The organism is Streptomyces sp. SBT349 (assembly GCF_001083795.1).
GTDB lineage: Bacteria > Actinomycetota > Actinomycetes > Streptomycetales > Streptomycetaceae > Streptomyces.
Genome location: NZ_LAVK01000064.1, coordinates 1 through 19,121, shown reverse-complemented (window position 1 = coordinate 19,121; position 19,121 = coordinate 1). Strand labels below are relative to the sequence as shown.

General features: G+C 73.6%; 17 protein-coding genes and 1 pseudogene. 13 read left to right on the top strand and 5 right to left on the bottom strand.

Annotation, left to right across the window (positions count from 1 at the left end):
* Window positions 1-64: 64 nt before the first annotated feature.
* Genes ADY01_RS10890 through ADY01_RS10880 form a run of 3 tightly spaced genes read right to left on the bottom strand, consistent with a single transcriptional unit; the run spans window position 65 to window position 2,479 of the window.
* Window positions 65-727 carry a response regulator transcription factor gene (locus tag ADY01_RS10890; protein WP_049569820.1) on the bottom strand — a complete coding sequence of 221 codons (663 nt, stop codon included), beginning with the start codon at window positions 725-727 and terminating at the stop codon, window positions 65-67.
* Window positions 724-2,262, bottom strand: a complete 1,539-nt coding sequence (locus ADY01_RS10885; RefSeq protein ID WP_078900185.1) for an ATP-binding protein — start codon at window positions 2,260-2,262, stop codon at window positions 724-726. The genes ADY01_RS10890 and ADY01_RS10885 overlap by 4 nt, the downstream gene beginning before the upstream one ends.
* Window positions 2,174-2,479, bottom strand: a complete 306-nt coding sequence (locus tag ADY01_RS10880; RefSeq protein WP_049569817.1) for a hypothetical protein — start codon at window positions 2,477-2,479, stop codon at window positions 2,174-2,176. Before ADY01_RS10880 ends, ADY01_RS10885 begins: the two co-directional genes overlap by 89 nt.
* Window positions 2,480-2,641: 162 nt before the next feature.
* On the opposite strand from ADY01_RS10880, the pseudogene ADY01_RS10875 reads away from it, so the two are divergent.
* From ADY01_RS10875 to ADY01_RS10865, 3 genes and pseudogenes are all read left to right on the top strand, one after another.
* A pseudogene (locus ADY01_RS10875) lies at window positions 2,642-3,268 on the top strand (N-acetylmuramoyl-L-alanine amidase); the annotation flags it as partial.
* An 81-nt stretch (window positions 3,269-3,349) separates the two neighbouring features.
* Window positions 3,350-3,967: an RNA polymerase sigma factor gene (locus ADY01_RS10870; RefSeq protein ID WP_049569811.1), complete on the top strand. Its 618-nt coding sequence runs from the start codon at window positions 3,350-3,352 to the stop codon at window positions 3,965-3,967.
* Complete coding sequence (locus tag ADY01_RS10865; protein WP_049569808.1) at window positions 3,964-4,506, top strand: hypothetical protein; 543 nt, start codon at window positions 3,964-3,966, stop codon at window positions 4,504-4,506. The genes ADY01_RS10870 and ADY01_RS10865 overlap by 4 nt, the downstream gene beginning before the upstream one ends.
* A 39-nt stretch (window positions 4,507-4,545) precedes the next feature.
* Here the strand turns inward: ADY01_RS10865 and ADY01_RS10860 are convergent, their stop codons facing one another.
* The gene (locus ADY01_RS10860) at window positions 4,546-5,241 is read right to left on the bottom strand and encodes an N-acetylmuramoyl-L-alanine amidase (RefSeq protein ID WP_049569803.1); all 696 of its coding nucleotides are present in this window, start codon (window positions 5,239-5,241) and stop codon (window positions 4,546-4,548) included.
* A gap of 90 nt (window positions 5,242-5,331) precedes the next feature.
* Here ADY01_RS10860 and ADY01_RS10855 point away from each other — a divergent pair, with 90 nt between their 5' ends.
* Entirely contained in the window at window positions 5,332-6,501 is a 1,170-nt protein-coding gene (locus ADY01_RS10855) for a cysteine desulfurase family protein (RefSeq protein ID WP_049569799.1), read from the top strand.
* 54 nt (window positions 6,502-6,555) lie between these two features.
* Entirely contained in the window at window positions 6,556-7,710 is a 1,155-nt protein-coding gene (mnmA, locus tag ADY01_RS10850) for a tRNA 2-thiouridine(34) synthase MnmA (RefSeq protein ID WP_049569797.1), read from the top strand.
* Window positions 7,711-7,794: 84 nt separating this feature from the next.
* Here mnmA and ADY01_RS10845 read toward each other — a convergent pair whose 3' ends face one another.
* Entirely contained in the window at window positions 7,795-8,595 is an 801-nt protein-coding gene (locus tag ADY01_RS10845; protein WP_049569794.1) for a carbon-nitrogen hydrolase family protein, read from the bottom strand.
* Between the two features lie 44 nt (window positions 8,596-8,639).
* On the opposite strand from ADY01_RS10845, the gene ADY01_RS10840 reads away from it, so the two are divergent.
* The 8 genes from ADY01_RS10840 (at window position 8,640) to gatB (ending at window position 18,675) form a co-directional block, all read left to right on the top strand.
* On the top strand, window positions 8,640-9,329 hold the full coding sequence (locus ADY01_RS10840; RefSeq protein WP_049569792.1) for an SDR family oxidoreductase: 690 nt from the start codon (window positions 8,640-8,642) through the stop codon (window positions 9,327-9,329).
* A 102-nt stretch (window positions 9,330-9,431) separates the two neighbouring features.
* Window positions 9,432-10,466 carry a methionine synthase gene (locus tag ADY01_RS10835; RefSeq protein WP_420715632.1) on the top strand — a complete coding sequence of 345 codons (1,035 nt, stop codon included), beginning with the start codon at window positions 9,432-9,434 and terminating at the stop codon, window positions 10,464-10,466.
* A 50-nt stretch (window positions 10,467-10,516) separates the two neighbouring features.
* The gene (gene ligA, locus ADY01_RS10830; RefSeq protein WP_078900184.1) at window positions 10,517-12,682 is read left to right on the top strand and encodes an NAD-dependent DNA ligase LigA; all 2,166 of its coding nucleotides are present in this window, start codon (window positions 10,517-10,519) and stop codon (window positions 12,680-12,682) included.
* A gap of 173 nt (window positions 12,683-12,855) precedes the next feature.
* Entirely contained in the window at window positions 12,856-14,958 is a 2,103-nt protein-coding gene (locus ADY01_RS10825; protein ID WP_049569785.1) for a putative bifunctional diguanylate cyclase/phosphodiesterase, read from the top strand.
* 142 nt (window positions 14,959-15,100) lie between these two features.
* On the top strand, window positions 15,101-15,397 hold the full coding sequence (gatC, locus tag ADY01_RS10820) for an Asp-tRNA(Asn)/Glu-tRNA(Gln) amidotransferase subunit GatC (protein ID WP_049569782.1): 297 nt from the start codon (window positions 15,101-15,103) through the stop codon (window positions 15,395-15,397).
* Between the two features lie 5 nt (window positions 15,398-15,402).
* On the top strand, window positions 15,403-16,896 hold the full coding sequence (gene gatA / locus ADY01_RS10815) for an Asp-tRNA(Asn)/Glu-tRNA(Gln) amidotransferase subunit GatA (protein ID WP_049569779.1): 1,494 nt from the start codon (window positions 15,403-15,405) through the stop codon (window positions 16,894-16,896).
* Window positions 16,893-17,123, top strand: a complete 231-nt coding sequence (locus ADY01_RS10810; RefSeq protein WP_049569776.1) for a hypothetical protein — start codon at window positions 16,893-16,895, stop codon at window positions 17,121-17,123. The genes gatA and ADY01_RS10810 overlap by 4 nt, the downstream gene beginning before the upstream one ends.
* Window positions 17,124-17,166: 43 nt before the next feature.
* Window positions 17,167-18,675, top strand: a complete 1,509-nt coding sequence (gatB, locus tag ADY01_RS10805) for an Asp-tRNA(Asn)/Glu-tRNA(Gln) amidotransferase subunit GatB (RefSeq protein WP_049569773.1) — start codon at window positions 17,167-17,169, stop codon at window positions 18,673-18,675.
* Window positions 18,676-19,121 lie beyond the last annotated feature (446 nt).

Below are 19,121 nucleotides of genomic sequence, written 5' to 3'. Positions count from 1 at the left end.
CCGATGAACGTTCCATGAGGGCAACTTCATCGGCGGCCGCCCCGCCCCACCGGCGGCCCCCGCGTCACTGCGGCAGCCGGTACCCCATCCCGCGCACCGTCTCCACCTGTGCCGCGCCGAGCTTCTTCCGCAGCGCCCGCACGTACACGTCCACGATGTTGGACCCCGGGTCGAAGTCGTACCCCCACACGTGCGAGAGGATCTGCTCCCGCGAGAGCACCTGGCCCGGATGGCGCAGGAACAGTTCGAGCAGCACGAACTCGCGCGCCGTCAGGTCCACCAGCGCGTCCCCGGTGCGCGCCCGGCGCGTGCGCAGGTCCAGGCTCAGGTCGCCGCTGCGCAGCACCGTCACCTCCGGCGCCCTGGCCGCCGTGCGCAGCCGCAGCCGCACGCGGGCCAGCAGCTCCTCGAACCGGAACGGCTTCGTCATCCAGTCGTCAGCGCCGCCCTCCAGACCGGCCACGGTGTCGCGGACCGAGTCCCTGGCGGTCAGCACCAGCACGGGCACGGTCACCCGGGCCTCCCGCAGCTGCCGCAGCACGGTGAAGCCGTCCCGGCCCGGCAGCCCGATGTCCAGGACGACCAGGTCGAAGCCGCCCGCGCACGCGTAGTCGAACGCGGCGTCGCCGTCGGCCGCGACGGTGGTGATGAAGCCGTTGGCCCTCAGGCCCTTCTCGACGAAGGAGGCGATGCGCTCCTCGTCCTCGGCGATGAGAATGCGGTTCACGTGGCCTCCAGTACGAGTTCGAAGGTGGCGCCCCCGCCGAGGGTCGGCCGCAACTCGACGCGGCCGTGGTGCCCCTCGGCGATCGCCTTGACGATGGACAGGCCCAGCCCCGCCCCGCTCCCCCCACCCGAACGCGCCCCGCGCCTGCCCGCGGTGCCGCGCCGGAACCGTTCGAAGATGACGTCCGCGTCCTCGGCCGGCACGCCGGAGCCGCTGTCCGCGACATAGAGCCTGACCTGCCCGCCGGAGAGCCGCGAGCCGATCCGGACGGTCTGGCCGGGACCGGTGTGCTGCACCGCGTTCTGCGCCAGCTGGACCATGGCCTGGGTGATGCGCTGCGGGTCGAGCGACACCTCGCGCTCGGCGACCTCCGGCAGCTCCCAGCGCCGGTCGCCCAGCGCCCTCGCCTTCACGAACACGTCCGCCGTCAGCTCGGCCAGCTGCACCGGCTCCGGATGGACGAAGTCCGGCCGCTCGGTCTTGGCCAGCAGCAGCAGATCCTCGACGATGCGGCTCATCCGGTCCAGCTCGTCGGTGACCAGGCGCACCGTCTCGCGCCGCTCCTGGACGCTCGAAGGGCCCTCGCCCTGGCTCATCAGCTCCAGGTGGCCGCGGACGATGGTGATCGGCGTGCGCAGCTCGTGACCGGCGTCGTCCACGAAGCGCCGCTGGACGGCGAAGGCGCGTTCCAGCCGGTCGAGCATGGCGTTGAACGTCTCGGCCAGCGCCGAGATGTCATCCCGGCCCCGGATCGGGATGCGGCGGGTGAGGTCCTGCTCGGTCAGCTGCGCCGCGGTCGAACGGACCAGGCGGACGGGGGCGAGGATGCTGCCGGCCACGGCCCAGCTGACCGCGCAGGTCATCAGCAGCGCGACGCCGGAGATGGCGAGCAGGACACCCACCACGTTGTCGGTGGAGGACTGCGCCCGGTCGGCGTGGAGCGCGACCACGAACATCGACGCCGGCTCGCCCGCGCGGGCCGCGATGGGGACCTTCGCCCAGCGGACCTCGCCGCTCTCGCGGCGCAGCGTCCCCGAGCGCCGGTCGTCCGCGGCGATCGCCTCCAGGGAGGGCCGGTCGCGGTGGAGCGGCAGCGGGGACGGGATCTCGCGGGGCTGGCGTATCACGGTCGGGCGCGGGTCCTCCTGGATGAAGCCGAGCAGTTCCTCGGTGGGTTCGGGGAACTGCCGCTGCAGATAGACGGTGAGGAGCTGGCGCGCCTCGGTGAACCGCTCGCCGGTGTCGGGGTCGCGGCCGTGGGTCACGAAGTTGTCGAACTCGGCGGTCTCCTGGGTGAGGATCTGGCCGATCCGCTCGTTCATGTCGCGCTGGAGGATCGAGCGGGTCGTGAGCACCACGGTGGCGAGCGCGACCGTCATCACGACCACCAGCCAGAGCAGGATCCGGAACCGGGCCGAGACGCGGGAGGGCCCGCGGGCCGCCCCGCTAGTCGTCGTCTGGGCCGTCGTCCCCGTCGTCGTCGAGGTCGCCGTCGCCGTCGTCGTCGAGGCCGGGGTCGTACGCGTCGTCGTCATCAAGGGATCCCTCGGTCGCCGAGGGCCGCGGCACGACTTCCTCGCGCGGCTCCTCGGTGGGTGGCGGCGCCGGCGGTGTGGTCGGCTCGCCGAGCTCGACGTCGGAGGGGACCGTCGGCGGGTCGGGGTCGTCGCTGAGCAGGTAGCTCGTGCCGGCGATACCCACGGGTATCAGGACCACGGCCGCGAGGGCTGCCATGCGGTGCGAGAAGGCCATGGAGCCAGGCTGCCGCCGGAGTGCGGTGGACTTCATGAAAAGCGGATGAGGAAACCTTAATTGTTGAAGGAGCGCGTGCTGTTGACGAGATTCACCGGCTGTCACGGTCCGTGCCGGAGAGAACCCCTTGTGTGACGCACGCGTACGCCGTAGAGGTCGTATATGGCCACTCCACTCTCCGCCGAGAAGCTGCTCGGCACACTCAAGGACGAGGGCGTCCAGGTCGTCGAACACCGGTCCTGGCGCGACAACAACCGCGACGGCTCCGGTCCCTGGGGCCCGGTGCACGGCGTGATGATCCATCACACCGCGACCACCGAGACCGAGACGACCGTCGACCTCTGCTACAAGGGCCGCTCCGACCTGCCGGGGCCGCTGTGCCACGGCGTGATCGCCAAGGACGGCAAGGTGTACCTGGTCGGCAACGGCCGGGCCAACCACGCCGGCAGCGGCGACGGGAACGTCCTGGACGCGGTCGTCTCCGAACGCGGCCTGCCCGACGACAACGACACGGACACCGACGGCAACGCCCACTTCTACGGCTTCGAATGCGTGAACAAGGGCGACGGCGAGGACCCCTGGCCACCCGAGCAGGTGGACGCCGTCGTGCGCGCCTCGGCGGCGATCTGCCGGGCGCACGGCTGGGGCAAGAAGGGCGACACCTCGGTGATCGGCCACCTGGAGTGGCAGCCGGGCAAGGTCGACCCCCGCGGTCCCGGCATCTCCATGGACGACGTGCGCGAGCGCGTCAAGGAGCGCCTGGGCAAGGATCCCGACTGGTCGCCCGACGGCTGACACGAGGCCAGGTAACGCTCTCCGGCCTTCCTGCCAAGTAGAGATGTAAGGGCCGGAGAGACGGGAGAGCCTCACGTGACCACATCCACCAGGAGCCGTAACGGACCGGCTGCGGCGGCGCGGGACCCCGAGGTGTTCGAGGAGTTCTACCGGCGCCATATCGACGCGGTGACACGCTTCGTGGCCCGGCGCGTGGCCGATCCGCACACGGTCGCCGACCTCACGGCCGAGGTGTTCCTCGCGGTGATAGACACCGGGCACACCTACCGCCCGCAGCTCGGCTCCGAGACGGCCTGGCTGTACGGCGTCGCCCGCAACACGGTGCACGCCGAGCGCCGCCGCGTCGCCCGTGAGGCCGCGCTGACGGACCGGATCGCCGGGCGCCGCCTGCTCGACTCCGACGACATCGCGCGCCTGGAGGAGAAGCTCGCCGCCGAGAGCGAGGGCCGCCGCGCCCTCGCGGCCCTGGACGGGCTGCCCGAGGGGGAGCGGGCCGTCATCGAGCTCATCGTCGTCGACCAGCTCAGCGTCTCCGAGGCCGCCAAAGCCCTCGGCATCCGCCAGGTCACCGCGCGCGTCCGCCTGCACCGGGCGCGGAAGACGCTGCGCGCCACCACCGCCGCCGCCGAGGAGACCGACGCCGCGGCGGCCCGGCTCCCCATTCCGCTCACCTACTCAGGGAGGAAGGCATGACATCCACCTTCGAAGACCGCCTGCTGACGGAGCTGAAGGAGGAGGTGCGCCGCGCCTCCGCCGCAGACCCGCGGCCCGAACCGGCCCGCGCCAGGCCCCGTTTCGCCGCGTTCCGTTCTCCATCCCGCTCTCCCCGGCGGCTCGCCCTGGTGGGTACCGCCGCGCTGGCCGCCGGGGCGGCCCTGGTCGTCCTGCCGGGTGGGGCCGAATCCGCCGCCTACGCGGTCGAGCAGGAGGACGACGGCACGGTGACCCTCACCCTCCTGACGCCCGACGAGGTGGACGAGGCCACCCGGCTCGACATCGTCGAGGACCTGGGTGACATGGGCGTGGAGGTGGACCTCTCGCAGCTGACGGAGCTCGGTACGGGACCCGAGTGCGCGTCCTTCCTCTCCGCGGACGACTTGGCGGAGCTGGACGCATCCCTCCCGGACCCCGTCGAACCGGACGAGACCTCGTCGCGCCCGGGTGTGCCGGACCCGGACCAGTACGGCGAGCCGGTGACGGGCTTCGTCATCAGGCGGGCGGACTGCCCCTGACGGCGGTCCCGGGTGGCGGCCCCGGGTGGCGGCCGAGCGCTAGGCCGCCGCCCGGCGGACCATCTCCAGATAGCGGTCCCAGTCCCAGTGCGGCCCGGGACAGACCCTGATCACGTCCGGGACTTCGTTGTGCCCGACGATATGGTCCCGGTCGACCGGGATGCCGTACCGGTCGCAGATCCCCGCCACCAGCCGGGCCGACGACTCGTACATCGTGTCGGTGAGATAGGACGCGTCGTCCGCCCACCCCTCGTGCTCGATGCCGACGCTGCGCTCGTTGAACCCGCGGTTTCCCGCGTGATAGGCGACGTCGAGCTCCCGGGCCAGCTGTGCCACATGCCCGTCGGCCGAGCGCAGCACGTAGTGGGCTGCGGCGCCGTGGTTCGGGTCCTGGAAGACCCGCAGCGTGATCGGGTAGGTCGCCTCCGGCATGTGGATCACGACACGGTCGATGGTGTAGTCCCGGGGCCGGTTCGCCTGCCGGTAGTTCGCGGAGGAGGCGGGCACCCATTCGGCCCCGGGGTGATCCACCTCACCCTCGGCGCGCGTGGTCTCCGCCCCCGAGTACCGCCACCACCCGCGCGACAGGGAGTCGCGCGCCACGAACCCGCCCACGGCCAGCGCCCCCGCGGCGCCGCCCACGAGCAGCGCCCGGCGGCCCGGCCCCCGGCGAGGCTCCGGGCCCTCCGGGTCACTACGGCGCTCCCGGTCCGGCTCGGCGGAATGCTGTCCCATGCTGACCCCTGACGCGTTTTTGCCCTTCCGGAGCGGAGAACGCCCACGCCCGGCGGCCGGTTCCGCGGCGGCTCGTAGAATCAGCTCACCATGCCCTACCTCGATCACGCCGCCACCACCCCCATGCGCCCCGAGGCCATCGAGGCGATGGCCGCCCACCTGTCGGTCACCGGCAACGCCTCGGCCCTTCACGGCTCGGGACGGCGGGCCAGGCGCACCGTCGAGGAGGGCCGCGAGGCCCTGGCCGCCGCGCTGGGCGCCCGCCCGAGCGAGGTGGTCTTCACCTCCGGGGGCACCGAGGCGGACAACCTCGCGGTCAAGGGCCTGTACTGGGCCAGACACGACGCCGACCCGCGCCGCACCCGCGTGCTGGCCAGCCCCGTCGAGCACCACGCGGTTCTCGACGTCGTCCAGTGGCTCGCCGACCACGAGGGCGCCCGGGTGGACTGGCTGCCCGTCGACCGGCACGGGCGCGTGCACCCCGAGGCGCTGCGCGAGGCCGTCGAACGCGATCCGGACGATGTGGCGCTGATCACCGTCATGTGGGCCAACAACGAGATCGGCACCGTCCTCCCCGTGGCCGAGCTCGCGGCCGTCGCACGGGAGTTCTCCATTCCCATGCACGCGGACGCGGTCCAGGCCGTGGGCCAGCTCCCGGTCGACTTCGCCGCCTCGGGGCTCGCCGCGCTCACCGTCTCCGGCCACAAGATCGGCGGCCCCTACGGCATCGGTGCCCTGCTGCTCGGCCGCGAGTGGACGCCCACGCCCGTGCTGCACGGCGGCGGCCAGGAGCGGGAGATCCGCTCCGGCACCCTCGACGTGCCCGCCGTCGCCGCGTTCGCGACCGCCGCCTCGCTCGCCTCCGCCCACCGCGAGGAGACCGCGTCGCGGATGGGCGCGCTGCGCGACGACCTGATCGCCGCCGTGACCCGGGCCGTCCCGGACGCCGTGCTCGGCGGCGACCCGGACCCGGCGGGCCGCCTCCCGGGGAACGCGCACTTCGCGTTCCCCGGCTGCGAGGGCGACTCCCTGCTGCTGCTCCTCGACGCCCAGGGCATCGAGTGCTCGACGGGCTCCGCCTGCACGGCGGGGGTCGCCCAGCCGAGCCACGTGCTCCTCGCCACCGGCGCCGACCCCGAACTGGCCCGCGGCACCCTGCGGTTCAGCCTCGGCCACACCTCGGAGGCGGCCGATGTGGCCGCCGTCGCCCGGGCGATCGCCCCCGCCGTGGAACGGGCCAGGACCGCCGGGCTGACCTGACCCCGCCGACACCGTCCGCGGGGGCCCGGGGCCGGGACGTACCCTGGATCCGTGATGACTGACTCCCCGCCCCCGCCCGGCGCGGGCCCGCGCCTGCGCGTGCTGGCCGCGATGTCCGGCGGCGTGGACTCCGCCGTCGCCGCGGCCCGCGCCGCCGAGGCCGGGCACGAGGTGACCGGCGTCCACCTCGCCCTCTCCGCCAACCCGCAGTCGTTCCGCACCGGGGCCCGTGGCTGCTGCACCATCGAGGACTCCCGCGACGCCCGCCGCGCCGCCGACGTCATCGGCATCCCGTTCTACGTCTGGGACTTGGCCGAACGCTTCCGCGCCGAGGTCGTCGACGACTTCATCGCCGAGTACCGGGAGGGCCGCACCCCCAACCCCTGCCTCCGGTGCAACGAGAAGATCAAGTTCGCCGCGCTGCTGGACAAGGCGCTGGCCCTGGGCTTCGACGCGGTCTGCACCGGGCACTACGCCAGCGTGGTGCGCGGCGCCGACGGGCGCCGCGAGCTGCACCGTTCCGCCGACCTGAGCAAGGACCAGAGCTACGTGCTCGGCGTGCTGGACGATCGGCAGCTCGCCCACGCCATGTTCCCGCTGGGCGACACCAGGACCACCAAGGACGAGATCCGCGCGGAGGCGGAGCGGCGCGGTCTCGCCGTGGCGAGGAAGCCCGACAGCCACGACATCTGCTTCATCGCGGACGGCGACACCCAGGGGTTCCTCGCGGGCCATCTCGGCTCCGCCGAGGGCGACATCCTCGACCAGGACGGCCGCAAGGTGGGCACCCACCAGGGCGCGCACGGGTTCACCATCGGCCAGCGCCGCGGCCTGCGCATCGGCCACCCGGCGTCCGACGGCAAGCCGCGCTACGTGCTGGACATCTCCCCGGTGAGCAACACGGTGACCGTCGGCCCGGCCGAGGCCCTCGACATCGTGGCGCTCACCGCGATCAGGCCGCGCTGGTGCGGCACCCCGCCGGCCGGGCCCGGCGCGTACACCGCGCAGTTGCGGGCGCACGGCGCCGAGACGCCGGTGACGGCCGAGGCCGAGGGGGACGAGCTGCGGGTCCGTTTCGCCCGGCCGGTGCGCGGCGTGGCGCCGGGCCAGGCGATCGTCCTGTACGACGGCACGCGCGTCGTCGGCTCGGCGACCATAGCCGGAACGGAGCGCGCGGTCGTCACGACCGCCGATCGCCAGGCGGGCTAGACCCCGTTCCCCGATCCGACCGACGAGGCCCGACCCGGTGTGGCCCGATCCGGTGTGGCCAGACCCGGCTCGGTCCGGCGGAGGTCAGACGACGTCGCGGCGGCGGTTGGCCAGGACCGGGATCGCCGCCCTGGCCCGTTCGGTCTCCCCCAGGTCAACGTCCGCGACCAGCAGCCCCGGCTCCGCGCCCAGCCGGGAGCGGACCTCACCGAGCGGCGAGACCACCATGCTGTGGCCGATGCCGGTCGGGGCGCGGGTGGCCGGCGGCTCGCCCACCGTGGCCGGGTCCGCCTGCGCCGCGGCCACCACCCAGCAGGTCGAGTCCAGCGCCCTGGCCCGCACCAGCAGCTCCCACTGCTCGCGCTTGCCCGGCCCCGCGCCCCAGGACGCGGGCAGCAGGATCACGCGGGCACCGTCCTCCGCGAGCCGGGTGAAGAGACCGGGGAACCGCACGTCGTAGCACGTGGCGAAGCCGATCGGCACCCCGTCGACCTCCGCCACCACCGGCCGTTCCCCCGGCGCCACGGTGGCCGACTCGGCGAAGCCGAACGCGTCGAAGAGGTGCAGCTTGTCGTAGGAGGTGTCGACGCCGCGGCCGGTGATCAGCAGGGTGTTCCGCACTCGCCCGTCCGCGGACGGGGTGAACATCCCCGCCACCACCAGCACCCCCGCGGCGTCCGCGACCGCCCGCACCCGGGTCGCCCAGGGCCCGTCCAGCGGCTCGGCGACCGGGCCCAGCGGGATGCCGAACCGCGCCATCGCGGCCTCGGGGAAGACCACCACGTCGGCGCCCTCGGCCGCCGCCCGCGCGGTCTGTTCGGCGATGACCGCCAGGTTCTCCTGGGGCGAGACTCCGGCCGCCAGTTGGCTCGCTGCGATACGCACGGGTCCTTCTCCTTCGCTGCCGTCGGGTAGGACACCATGGTCGTATGGCAACCCATGTGATCACCGGCGCGGGGTCGGGAATCGGAGCCGCCGTGGCCCGGCGCCTCGGCGAACGCGGCGACGACCTCTGGCTGTGGGCGCGCGACGCCGGGCGCGCACGCGAGCTCGTGAAGCAGTACCCCGGCGCGCGGACGCTGGTGGGCGACCTGGCCGAGCCCGAGCGGCTCTCCTGGGCGCTCGGCCACCAGTCCCCGCCCGACCGCGTCGACTCGCTGCTGCACATAGCGGGCGTCGTGGACCTCGGCCCCGTCGGCGAGTTGACCCCGGCGGTCTGGCGCGCGACGCTCGCCGCCAATCTGATGGCGCCCGCCGAGCTGACCCGCCTCCTGCTGCCCCAGGTCAGGGCCGCGCGCGGTCATGTCGTCTTCGTCAACTCCGGCGCCGGGCTGCACGCCCACCCGCAGTGGGGCGCGTACGCGGCGAGCAAGCACGGGCTGAGGGCGCTGGCCGACGCGCTGCGCGGCGAGGAGGCGGGCCACGGCGTGCGCGTCACCACCGTCTACCCGGGCCGCACCGCCACCCCCATGCAGGAGAAGGTGCACCGGCAGGAGGGCCTGGAGTACGACCCGGAGCGCTGGCTGACGGCCGAGTCCGTGGCCACCACCGTGCTCACCGCCCTCGACCTCCCACCCGGCAGCGAGATCACCGACCTGACCGTCCGGCCCACGGGATGACCCGCCGCTGACCGCCCGCGCCCCCCCGCGGCGGCCGGTCGGCGGGTGCCCGCAGGGTGCCGCGGCCCCGGGCCGGTGACTTACGTTGTGGCGGTGCAGAACGTGACCGAGAACGTGAGCGATACGTGGAAGTTCCCCTGGGGCCCGGCCGCCGCCACCGGGGTCGGCTCGATGCCGGGCGAGGACGTGCGGGAGGCCGTGCGCGTCGTCACCGGGTCGCTGGACGCGTTGCCGTACCTGCCGGAGCTCCCCGCCCGCGGCCCCGGCGCCGACATGGTCGGCCGCACCGCGGGCCTGCTCGCCGAGATGTGGGCGCACGTCGAGCCCAGCGGCTGGCGGCTCGGGGACCGGCCCGGCCGCGACTCGCGGCGGGCGGGCGCCTGGCTGCGCGAGGACCTCGACACCCTCGAGGAGTTCACGCAAGGGTACGAGGGCGCGCTGAAGGTGGCGGCCGTCGGCCCCTGGACGCTGGCCACCGCGCTGGAGCGCCGCAACGGCGAGGCGATGCTCGGCGACACCGGCGCCCGGCGGGACCTGGCCGAGTCGCTGGCCGAGGGGCTGCGGAACCACCTCGCCGAGGTGCGGCGCCGGGTGCCCGGCGCCCGCCTCGTGCTCCAGCTCGACGAGCCCTCGCTCCCCGCCGTGCTGACCGGCCGGGTGCCCACGGCCAGCGGCTACCGGACCCACGGGGCGGTGGACCGGGCGGTGGTCGAGGAGGCGCTGCGCGGCCTGGTCGCGGTGGCGGGCGACGATCCCGTGGTGGTGCACTGCTGCGCGAGTGGAGTGCCGTTCGGGCTGCTGCGGAGGGCGGGCGCCACCGCGGTCTCCTGCGACGCGGCGCTGCTCACCGAACGTGACGACGAAGCCATCGGCGAGGCGATCGAGGGCGGCACCGCGCTGTTCGCCGGGGTCGTGCCCGCGGCCGGCGCCGAGCCGGGGGAATTGTCAGACCCGGCCGGTACTGTCGGTGGTGTCAGGTCGCTCTGGCGCAGGCTGGGGCTGTCCCCCGGGCTCCTCGCCGAGTCCGTTGCCATCACCCCGGCCTGCGGCCTCGCGGGCGCGTCCCCTGCGTACGCGAGGGCCGCGCTGGAGCACTGCGTCCGGGCGGCGAGATCCCTCGCGGACAACCCTGAGTGACGGGAGACGAGACAGTGGCTGGCGAAAGGTCTGTCGAGCAGCGGTCAGCAGTGCCCGCCGACGCGCGCGAGCGGCACGCCCGCCTCGCCGAGCAGGTCGAGGAGCACCGCTTCCGGTACTACGTGAAGACGGCCGTCATCAGCGACGCGGCGTTCGACACGCTGATGCGGGAGCTCCAGGAGCTGGAGGAGGAGCACCCGGAGCTGCGCACGGCCGACTCGCCGACCCAGCGGGTCGCGGGCTCCTACGAGACCGAGTTCACCTCGGTCGCCCACCGCGAGCGGATGCTCTCCCTGGACAACGCGTTCGCCGACGAGGACCTGGACGCCTGGGTCGAGCGGGTCGGCGAGGAGCTGCGCGGCATCCCGTACCACTTCCTGTGCGAGCTGAAGGTGGACGGCCTCGCGGTGAACCTGACGTACGAGCACGGGCGGCTGACCCGCGCCGCCACGCGCGGCGACGGCCGCACCGGGGAGGACATCACGCCGAACGTGCGCACCATCGAGGACGTGCCGAACCGCCTGAGCGGCGACCGGGTCCCGGAGCTGGTGGAGGTCCGTGGCGAGGTCTTCTTCCCCATGGAGCGCTTCCAGGAGCTGAACGCCCGGCTGGTCGAGGCCGGTGACAAGCCCTTCGCCAACCCGAGGAACGCCGCGGCCGGCTCGCTCCGGCAGAAGGACCCGAAGGTCACCGCGGACAGGCCGCTCCAGCTGGTGGTGCACGGCATCGGCGCCAGGGAGGGCTTCGACATCGACCGGCTCTCCCAGGCGTACGACCTGCTGGAGGGCTGGGGCCTGCCGACCGCGCGGGCCAGCAAGGTCGCCTCCTCCATGGACGAGGTGAAGGAGTTCATCGCCTACTACGGGGAGCACCGGCACGCCGTCGAGCACGAGATCGACGGCGTCGTGGTCAAGGTGGACGAGGTCCCGCTCCAGGGCCGCCTCGGCTCCACCTCGCGCGCGCCCCGCTGGGCCCTGGCCTGGAAGTACGCGCCCGAGGAGGTCAACACCAAGCTGGTGGAGATCCGCGTCGGCGTGGGGCGCACCGGCCGGGTCACGCCGTACGCGGTGGTCGAGCCGGTCACGGTGGCCGGCTCCGAGGTCGAGTTCGCCACCCTGCACAACCAGGAGGTGGTCAAGGCCAAGGGCGTGCTCATCGGCGACACCGTCGCGCTGCGGAAGGCGGGGGACGTGATCCCCGAGATCCTCGGCCCGGTCGCCGACCTGCGGGACGGCAGCGAGCGGGAGTTCGTGATGCCCGCCGAGTGCCCCGAGTGCGGCACCCCGCTCAAGCCCATGAAGGAGGAGGACATCGACCTGCGCTGCCCCAACGCCAGGTCGTGCCCGGCCCAGCTGCGGGAGCGGATCTTCTACCTCGCGGGCCGCAGATGCCTGGACATCGACCACTTCGGCTACGTCGCCGCCACCGCGCTCACCCAGCCGCTCGCGCCCGCCGAGCCGCCGCTGCGCGACGAGAGCCGGATCTTCGAGCTGACCGTCGAGGAGCTGCTGCCCATCACCTCCTATGTGCTCGACCAGGACACCGGGCTGCCCAAGCGGGACCCGGAGACCGGCGAGCCGAAGGTGGTCTCCTTCTTCGCCAACCAGCAGGGCGAGCCCAAGAAGAACACGCTGGCGATGCTGGAGAGTATCCAGAAGGCGAAGCAGCGGCCCCTGGCCCGGATGCTGACCGGCCTGTCGATCCGGCACGTGGGCCCGGTCGCCGCGGAGGCGCTGGCCCGGGAGTTCAGGTCGCTCGACCGGATCGCCGAGGCGAGCGAGGAGGAGCTCGCCTCCACCGAGGGCGTCGGCCCGACGATCGCCGCCTCGCTCAAGGACTGGTTCGCCGTCGACTGGCACCGGGAGATCGTCGAGCGCTGGCGGGCCGCCGGGGTGCGGCTGGCCGAGCCGGAGGAGGAGGGCGCGCCCCCGCGCCCGCTCGCCGGGATCACGGCGGTGGTCACCGGCACGCTGGAGGGGCACACCCGCGACGGCGCCAAGGAGGCGCTCCAGAGCCGGGGCGCCAAGGTCACCGGATCCGTCTCCAAGAAGACCGACTTCGTGGTCGTGGGCGACAGCCCGGGATCCAAGTACGACAAGGCGGTCCAGTTGAAAGTTCCGGTTCTCGACGAGGCCGGTTTCACGGTGCTCCTGGAACGGGGCCCGGACGCCGCCCGGGAGGCCGCGGTCGTGCCCGACGAGCCGTCACCCGCCTGACGTGCGGGGCGGATGGCTCGAGGAGTGCTCCGGGCATATGCCAACGACATAGTCGCACGTGAGTGCGGTGCGGCGGGCCTGATCGTTCCCTGCCCGGCGGACCATCAGGCGGCCTAGGGTGGGGAGTTGCGCCCGCCTCGGGCGCGGGCGTCACCGGCCGAGAGGGATCCCGCATGCAGCCACCCCCATCGGGGAGCCGGACCCCGCGACGTGAGCGTGCTCGTCTCTTCCCCTACCTCCGCCCGGCGATTCTCGCCGGAGCGGGCGTGGCGGCCCTCATAGGCGTGCTCCGGGTGCTGGTCGAGGGCCGCGCGCTGTTCCCGGGGGAGCGGCCGGGATGGGGCTTCGGCATCCTCACCGGCGTCATCGTCACCTACCTGGTGGCGATGGGCCGCGACCGCTCCCGGGGCGGCTCAGGATCGGGCGCCGCGCTGGCGCTGGCCATGCTCCTCCTCTACGGCTGGATCCCCGCCGTGCTCGTCAGCCTCGCCGTCGTCACCCTGGTCGGCGCCGCCCGCCGCGACCGGCTGCCCGACGCCCTGCTGCACGGCGCCATCGACGTGCTGAGCGTCGGCGCCGCGGCCCTGGCCCTGGCCGCCTGGGGCACCAGGCCCAGCATCGAACGCCCCTGGCTCCCCGCCGACTGGCAGCCCTCCACCCTGCCCCAGCTCCTCCTCGGCGCCTGCGCCTACCTGCTGATCTCCCGGACCCTGCTGTGGCTGTCCACCAACCCGCCCGGAGGGCTGCCCTCCCTGGCCGCCAGCGACCTGCTCCGCCAGGGCCTCTTCGCCCTCGCCCTCCTGGCCATAGCCCCTCTGATCGTGGTGGTCGCGGTCGAGCGCCCGCTGCTCCTCCCGCTGTTCGCCGTCCCGCTGATCGCGCTCGACTCGTCGTTCTGGATGGCCCGCGCCCGCGACGAGGACCAGCTCCTCGACCCCCTGACCGGCCTGCCCAACCGCCAGTGGCTCCTGGAGCGCACCTCCAACGCCCTGGAGGAGGCCGCCAGGACCGGCGAACGCGCCGCGCTCGTCCTCATCGACCTCGACAGCTTCCGCTCGGTCAACGACACCCTCGGCCACCTCACCGGCGACCGGCTGCTCCTCCAGATCTCCGACCGCATCCAGGAGGGACTGCCGCCCGGCGCCGAGGCGGCCAGGCTCGGCGGTGACGAGTTCGCCGTCCTGCTGCCCCGCATCGCCTCCGCGACCAGCGCGCAGCGCGCGGCCCGCACCCTCATCGGCTCCCTCTCCGCCCCCCTCGACCTCGACGGCCTCACCCTGGTGGTGGAGGCGAGCGCCGGAGTCGCCGTCTTCCCCGACCACGCCCCCGGCGGCGAGGGCCTCCTCCGCCGCGCCGACGTGGCGATGTACGCGGCCAAGCGCGACCGCAGCGGCGTCGAGGTCTACGACGCCAGCCGCGACGGCAACACCCCCGACCGCCTCGCCCTCCTCGGCGACCTGCGCCGCGCGCTCGACACCGGCCAGGTCGAGCTGCACTACCAGCCGAAGGTCCAGTTCGACGGCGTCGTGGCCGGTCTGGAGGCGCTGCTGCGCTGGGACCACCCCCAGCGCGGGCGGGTCCCGCCGGACGAGTTCATCGCCATCGCCGAGACCTCCGGACTGATGCCGCGCCTGACCGAGTACGTGCTGGAGTCGGCCCTCGGACAGGTCGCCCGCTGGCGCGCCGGCGGCCTGACCGTCCCCGTCGCCGTCAACGTCTCGCCCCGCGACGTTCACACCCCCGGCTTCGCGGGCGCCGTCGCCGCGCGCCTGGCCCGGCATGGGGTTCCCGCCGGTTCGCTCCAGTTGGAGATCACCGAGCACGCGATGCTGGAGGACCCGCAGCAGGCCGCGGACACCCTGGCCGGGCTCACCGGGCACGGGGTGCGGATGTCCCTGGACGACTTCGGCACCGGCTACTCCTCCCTGGTGCACCTGCGCCGCCTGCCCGTCAGCGAGCTGAAGATCGACCGCTCCTTCGTGGCCCGCCTCGTCGTGGACAGCGAGGACGCCGAGATCGTGCGCTGCACCGTCGAGCTCGCGCACTCCCTCGGCCTGGTCGTGGTCGCCGAGGGCGTCGAGGACGACGAGACGTGGGAACGCCTCCGCGCGCTGGGCTGCGACGCCGTCCAGGGCTGGCTGGTCGCCGCCGCGATGCCCGCGGCCGAGATGACCGCCTGGCTGCGCGCCCGGGACCCCGTTCCCTCCGCCGGATCCACCCCACCCCGGCCGGAGCTCGCCCCCGCCGATCCGGCGGGCGCCGAGCCGGTCCGCTGACCGCCGAGCACGCGGCGCCGACCGTTCTCCCGCCCGGTGACGGCCCTTCGCCCGGCCCGGTGGGAATCGGTGCGCGGGGCGTGTCGCCGTCGCCCTAGGATTGGCGGTGAAACCAGCCCGCGACGAGCAAGAGGATCGCCCCATGCCCGGCATCACGCGCGAGGAGGTCGCCCACCTCGCCCGGCTGGCGCGCCTTGAGCTGACGGCAGAAGAGCTCGACCACTTCGCCGGACAGCTCGACGACATCATCAGCGCGGTCGCCCGCGTCGCCGATGTCGCCACCGAGGACGTTCCGCCGACCTCCCACCCGCTGCCGCTCACCAACGTCATGCGCCCCGACGAGGTCAGGCCCGGCCTCACGGCCGAGCAGGCCCTCTCCGGCGCGCCCGCCCAGGAGCAGCGGCGTTTCAAGGTGCCGCAGATCCTGGGGGAGGAGTGAGCGGGATGGACGACCTGATCCGGCTGACCGCCGCCGAGCTCGGCGCCCGGGTCGCCGACGGATCCGTGAGCGCCGTGGAGGTCACCGAGGCGCACCTCGCCCGGATCGACGCCGTGGACGAGAAGGTGCACGCGTTCCTGCACGTGGACCGCGAGGGCGCCCTCGCCCAGGCCCGCGCCGTGGACGCCAAGCGCGCCGAGGGGGAGCGGCTCTCCCCGCTCGCCGGCGTGCCGCTGGCGCTCAAGGACATCTTCACCACCGAGGGCGTGCCGACCACCGCCGGTTCGAGGATCCTCGACGGCTGGATCCCGCCCTACGACGCGACGGTGACCCGCCGCCTCAAGGAGGCCGGGGTCGTCATCCTCGGCAAGACGAACATGGACGAGTTCGCCATGGGCTCCTCCACGGAGAACAGCGCCTTCGGCCACACCGGCAACCCGTGGGACCTCACCCGCGTCCCCGGCGGCTCCGGCGGCGGCTCCTCCGCCGCGCTCGCCGCGTTCGAGGCGCCGCTGGCCATCGGCACCGACACCGGCGGCTCCGTGCGGCAGCCCGCCTCCGTCACCGGCACCGTCGGCGTCAAGCCCACCTACGGCGGCATCTCCCGTTACGGCATGATCGCCTTCTCCTCCTCGCTCGACCAGGCGGGCCCGTGCGCCAGGAACGTCTTGGACGCCGCGCTGCTGCACGAGGTCATCGGCGGGCACGACCCGCTGGACTCCACCTCCATCGACGCTCCCGTCCCGCCCGTGGTCGAGGCCGCGAGGAACGGCACGGCGGCGGGCCTGCGCGTCGGCGTCATCACCGACTTCGGCGGCGAGGGCTTCCAGCTCGGCGTCATGCGCCGCTTCGAGGAGGCCGTCGCCCTGCTGGGCGACCTGGGCGCCGAGGTCACCGAGGTGTCCTGCCCCTCCTTCGAGGCCGCGCTCGCCGCGTACTACCTCATCGCGCCCTCCGAGTGCTCGTCCAACCTGGCCAGGTTCGACGCCATGCGGTACGGCCTGCGCATCGGCGACGACGGCACCAGGCCCGCCGAGGAGGTCACCTCGCTCACCCGCGAGGCGGGTTTCGGCGCCGAGGTCAAGCGCCGCATCATGCTCGGCACCTACGCCCTCTCCTCCGGCTACTACGACGCGTACTACGGCAGCGCCCAGAAGGCCCGCACGCTCGTCGTCCGCGATTTCCAGCGGGCGTTCGACCACGTCGACGTCCTCGTGGCGCCGACCACCCCGACCACCGCGTTCCCGATCGGCGAGCGCGCCGACGACCCCATGGCGATGTACCGAGCCGACCTGTGCACCATCCCGGTGAGCCTCGCGGGGAACGCGGCGCTCTCCGTGCCCTGCGGCCTCGCCCCCGAGGACGGCCTGCCCGTCGGCCTCCAGATCATCGCCCCCGCCATGGCCGACGAGCGGCTCTACCGCGTCGGAGCCGCCGTCGAGGCGGCGTTCCAGGCACGCTGGGGACATTCCATCCTGGAGGAGGCACCCGCACTATGAGCAAGAAGCCCAAGTCCAAGGCCAGCCTGTATCTCTCGCTCGGCACCACGCTCTTCGGGACCGTCAGCGTGGTCAGGCGGCTCAAGAGCGCCCGCCAGGAGGGGGACACGCTCCAGCTCGCCGACGCCGTCGTCTCGGCGGCCTCGATCATCACCGGCGTCGCCCTGCTGGCGCGCGAGCTGCGCCGCATGAACGACGGGGACTGGCCCGACGTCCTCCCCGACTGACCGCAGGCACGAGCACACCGAGCATCCGAGAGGTAGTACCCCAGTGACCGTCACCGACCTGGTGTCGTACGAGGACGCGCTCGCGTCCTACGACCCCGTCATGGGCCTCGAGGTCCATGTGGAGCTCGGCACCAAGACCAAGATGTTCTGCGGCTGCGCCACCACCCTCGGCGCCGAGCCCAACTCGCAGACCTGCCCCACCTGCCTCGGCCTCCCCGGCGCGCTGCCCGTGGTCAACGCGACGGGCGTCGAGTCCGCCGTCCGCATCGGCCTGGCCCTCAACTGCGAGATCGCCGAGTGGTGCCGCTTCGCCCGGAAGAACTACTTCTATCCGGACATGCCGAAGAACTTCCAGACCTCCCAGTACGACGAGCCGATCGCCTACAACGGGCACCTGGACATCCAGCTCGCCGACGGCGAGGTCTTCCGCATCGACATCGAGCGCGCCCACATGGAGGAGGACACCGGCAAGTCCACCCACATCGGCGGCGCGACCGGCCGCATCCACGGCGCCTCGCACTCGCTGCTCGACTACAACAGGGCGGGCATCCCGCTGATCGAGATCGTCACCAAGCCGATCACCGGCGCCGGGGCCCGCGCCCCCGAGGTGGCCCGCGCCTACGTGGCCGAGCTGCGCGAGCTGATCCGCGCGCTGGGCGTCTCCGAGGCCAGGATGGAGATGGGCCAGATGCGCTGCGACGTCAACCTGTCGCTGCGCCCGCACGGCCGGGAGAAGTTCGGCACCCGCAGCGAGACCAAGAACGTCAACTCGCTGCGCAGCGTGGAGCGCGCCGTGCGGTTCGAGGTCCAGCGGCACGCCGCGGTCCTCGACGACGGCGGGGTCATCGTCCAGGAGACCCGGCACTTCCACGAGGAGAACGGCACGACCACCTCGGGCCGCGTCAAGGAGGAGGCCGAGGACTACCGGTACTTCCCCGAGCCCGACCTGGTGCCGGTGGCGCCCGAGAAGGAGTGGGTGGAGCGGCTGCGCGCCGGTCTGCCCGAGCTGCCGCTGACCCGGCGGAACCGGCTGCGCGAGGAGTGGGGCATCTCCGCGCACGAGATGCAGTCCGCGCTCAACGCGGGCGCCGTCGAGCTCGTCGTCGCCACGGTCGAGGCGGGCGCCGACGCGGCGTCCGCCCGCAAGTGGTGGATGGGCGAGCTGGCCCGGCGGGCGAACGAGCTGGGCGTCGAGCTCTCGACCCTGCCCATCACCCCGTCCCAGGTCGCCCGGGTCGCGGCCCTGGTCGCCGAGGGCGCGCTGAACGACAAGCTGGCCCGGCAGGCCATCGAGGGCGTGCTGGCCGGCGAGGGCGGCCCGGACGAGGTGGTCGAGAAGCGGGGGCTGCGCATCGTCTCCGACGAGGGCGCCCTCGGCCAGGCCGTGGATGACGCCATCGCCGCCAACGCGGCCATCGCCGACAAGGTCCGCGGCGGCAAGGTCGCCGCGGCCGGCGCCCTGGTGGGCGCGGTGATGAAGGCCACCCGCGGCCAGGCGGACGCGGGCCGCGCCCGGCAGCTCATCCTCGAACGCCTGGGCGTCGAGGGCTGAACCGCCGCCCGTAGCCCCCCGAGGTCCGGTCCTGGGGCCCCTCACGCGACAGCACCTGTCGTGCGAGGGGCCCTTCCGCGTCGTCGGAGCCGCGGGACACGGCGGTCGCGGATCGCCGAGCGGCCGTTGATTTCGCCGAGGACGGCGCGCGCGGGTGCGTGTGCCGGACCTCCCGGCCGCCTAAGTACCCAGCCGACGGCTCGCTAAGGACCCTCGGACCGGGGGAGTTGCGGAAGTCACCCGATGTGGCGCCCCCTCCTTGGAGCGGAGTCTTGGGGTACCGGGAAGCCCGGTGACCGGCCGGGAGGCCGGGGCCCTGAGGAGACACAGGCGATGGTGTACGAGATCGAGAACGTATGGGCCCGGATGGCGGAGCTGCGGCAGGAGGCCGAGCGGGAGCGCCTGGCGACCGAGGTGCGCAGGGGCGCCAGGGGCTCCCGCTCGGC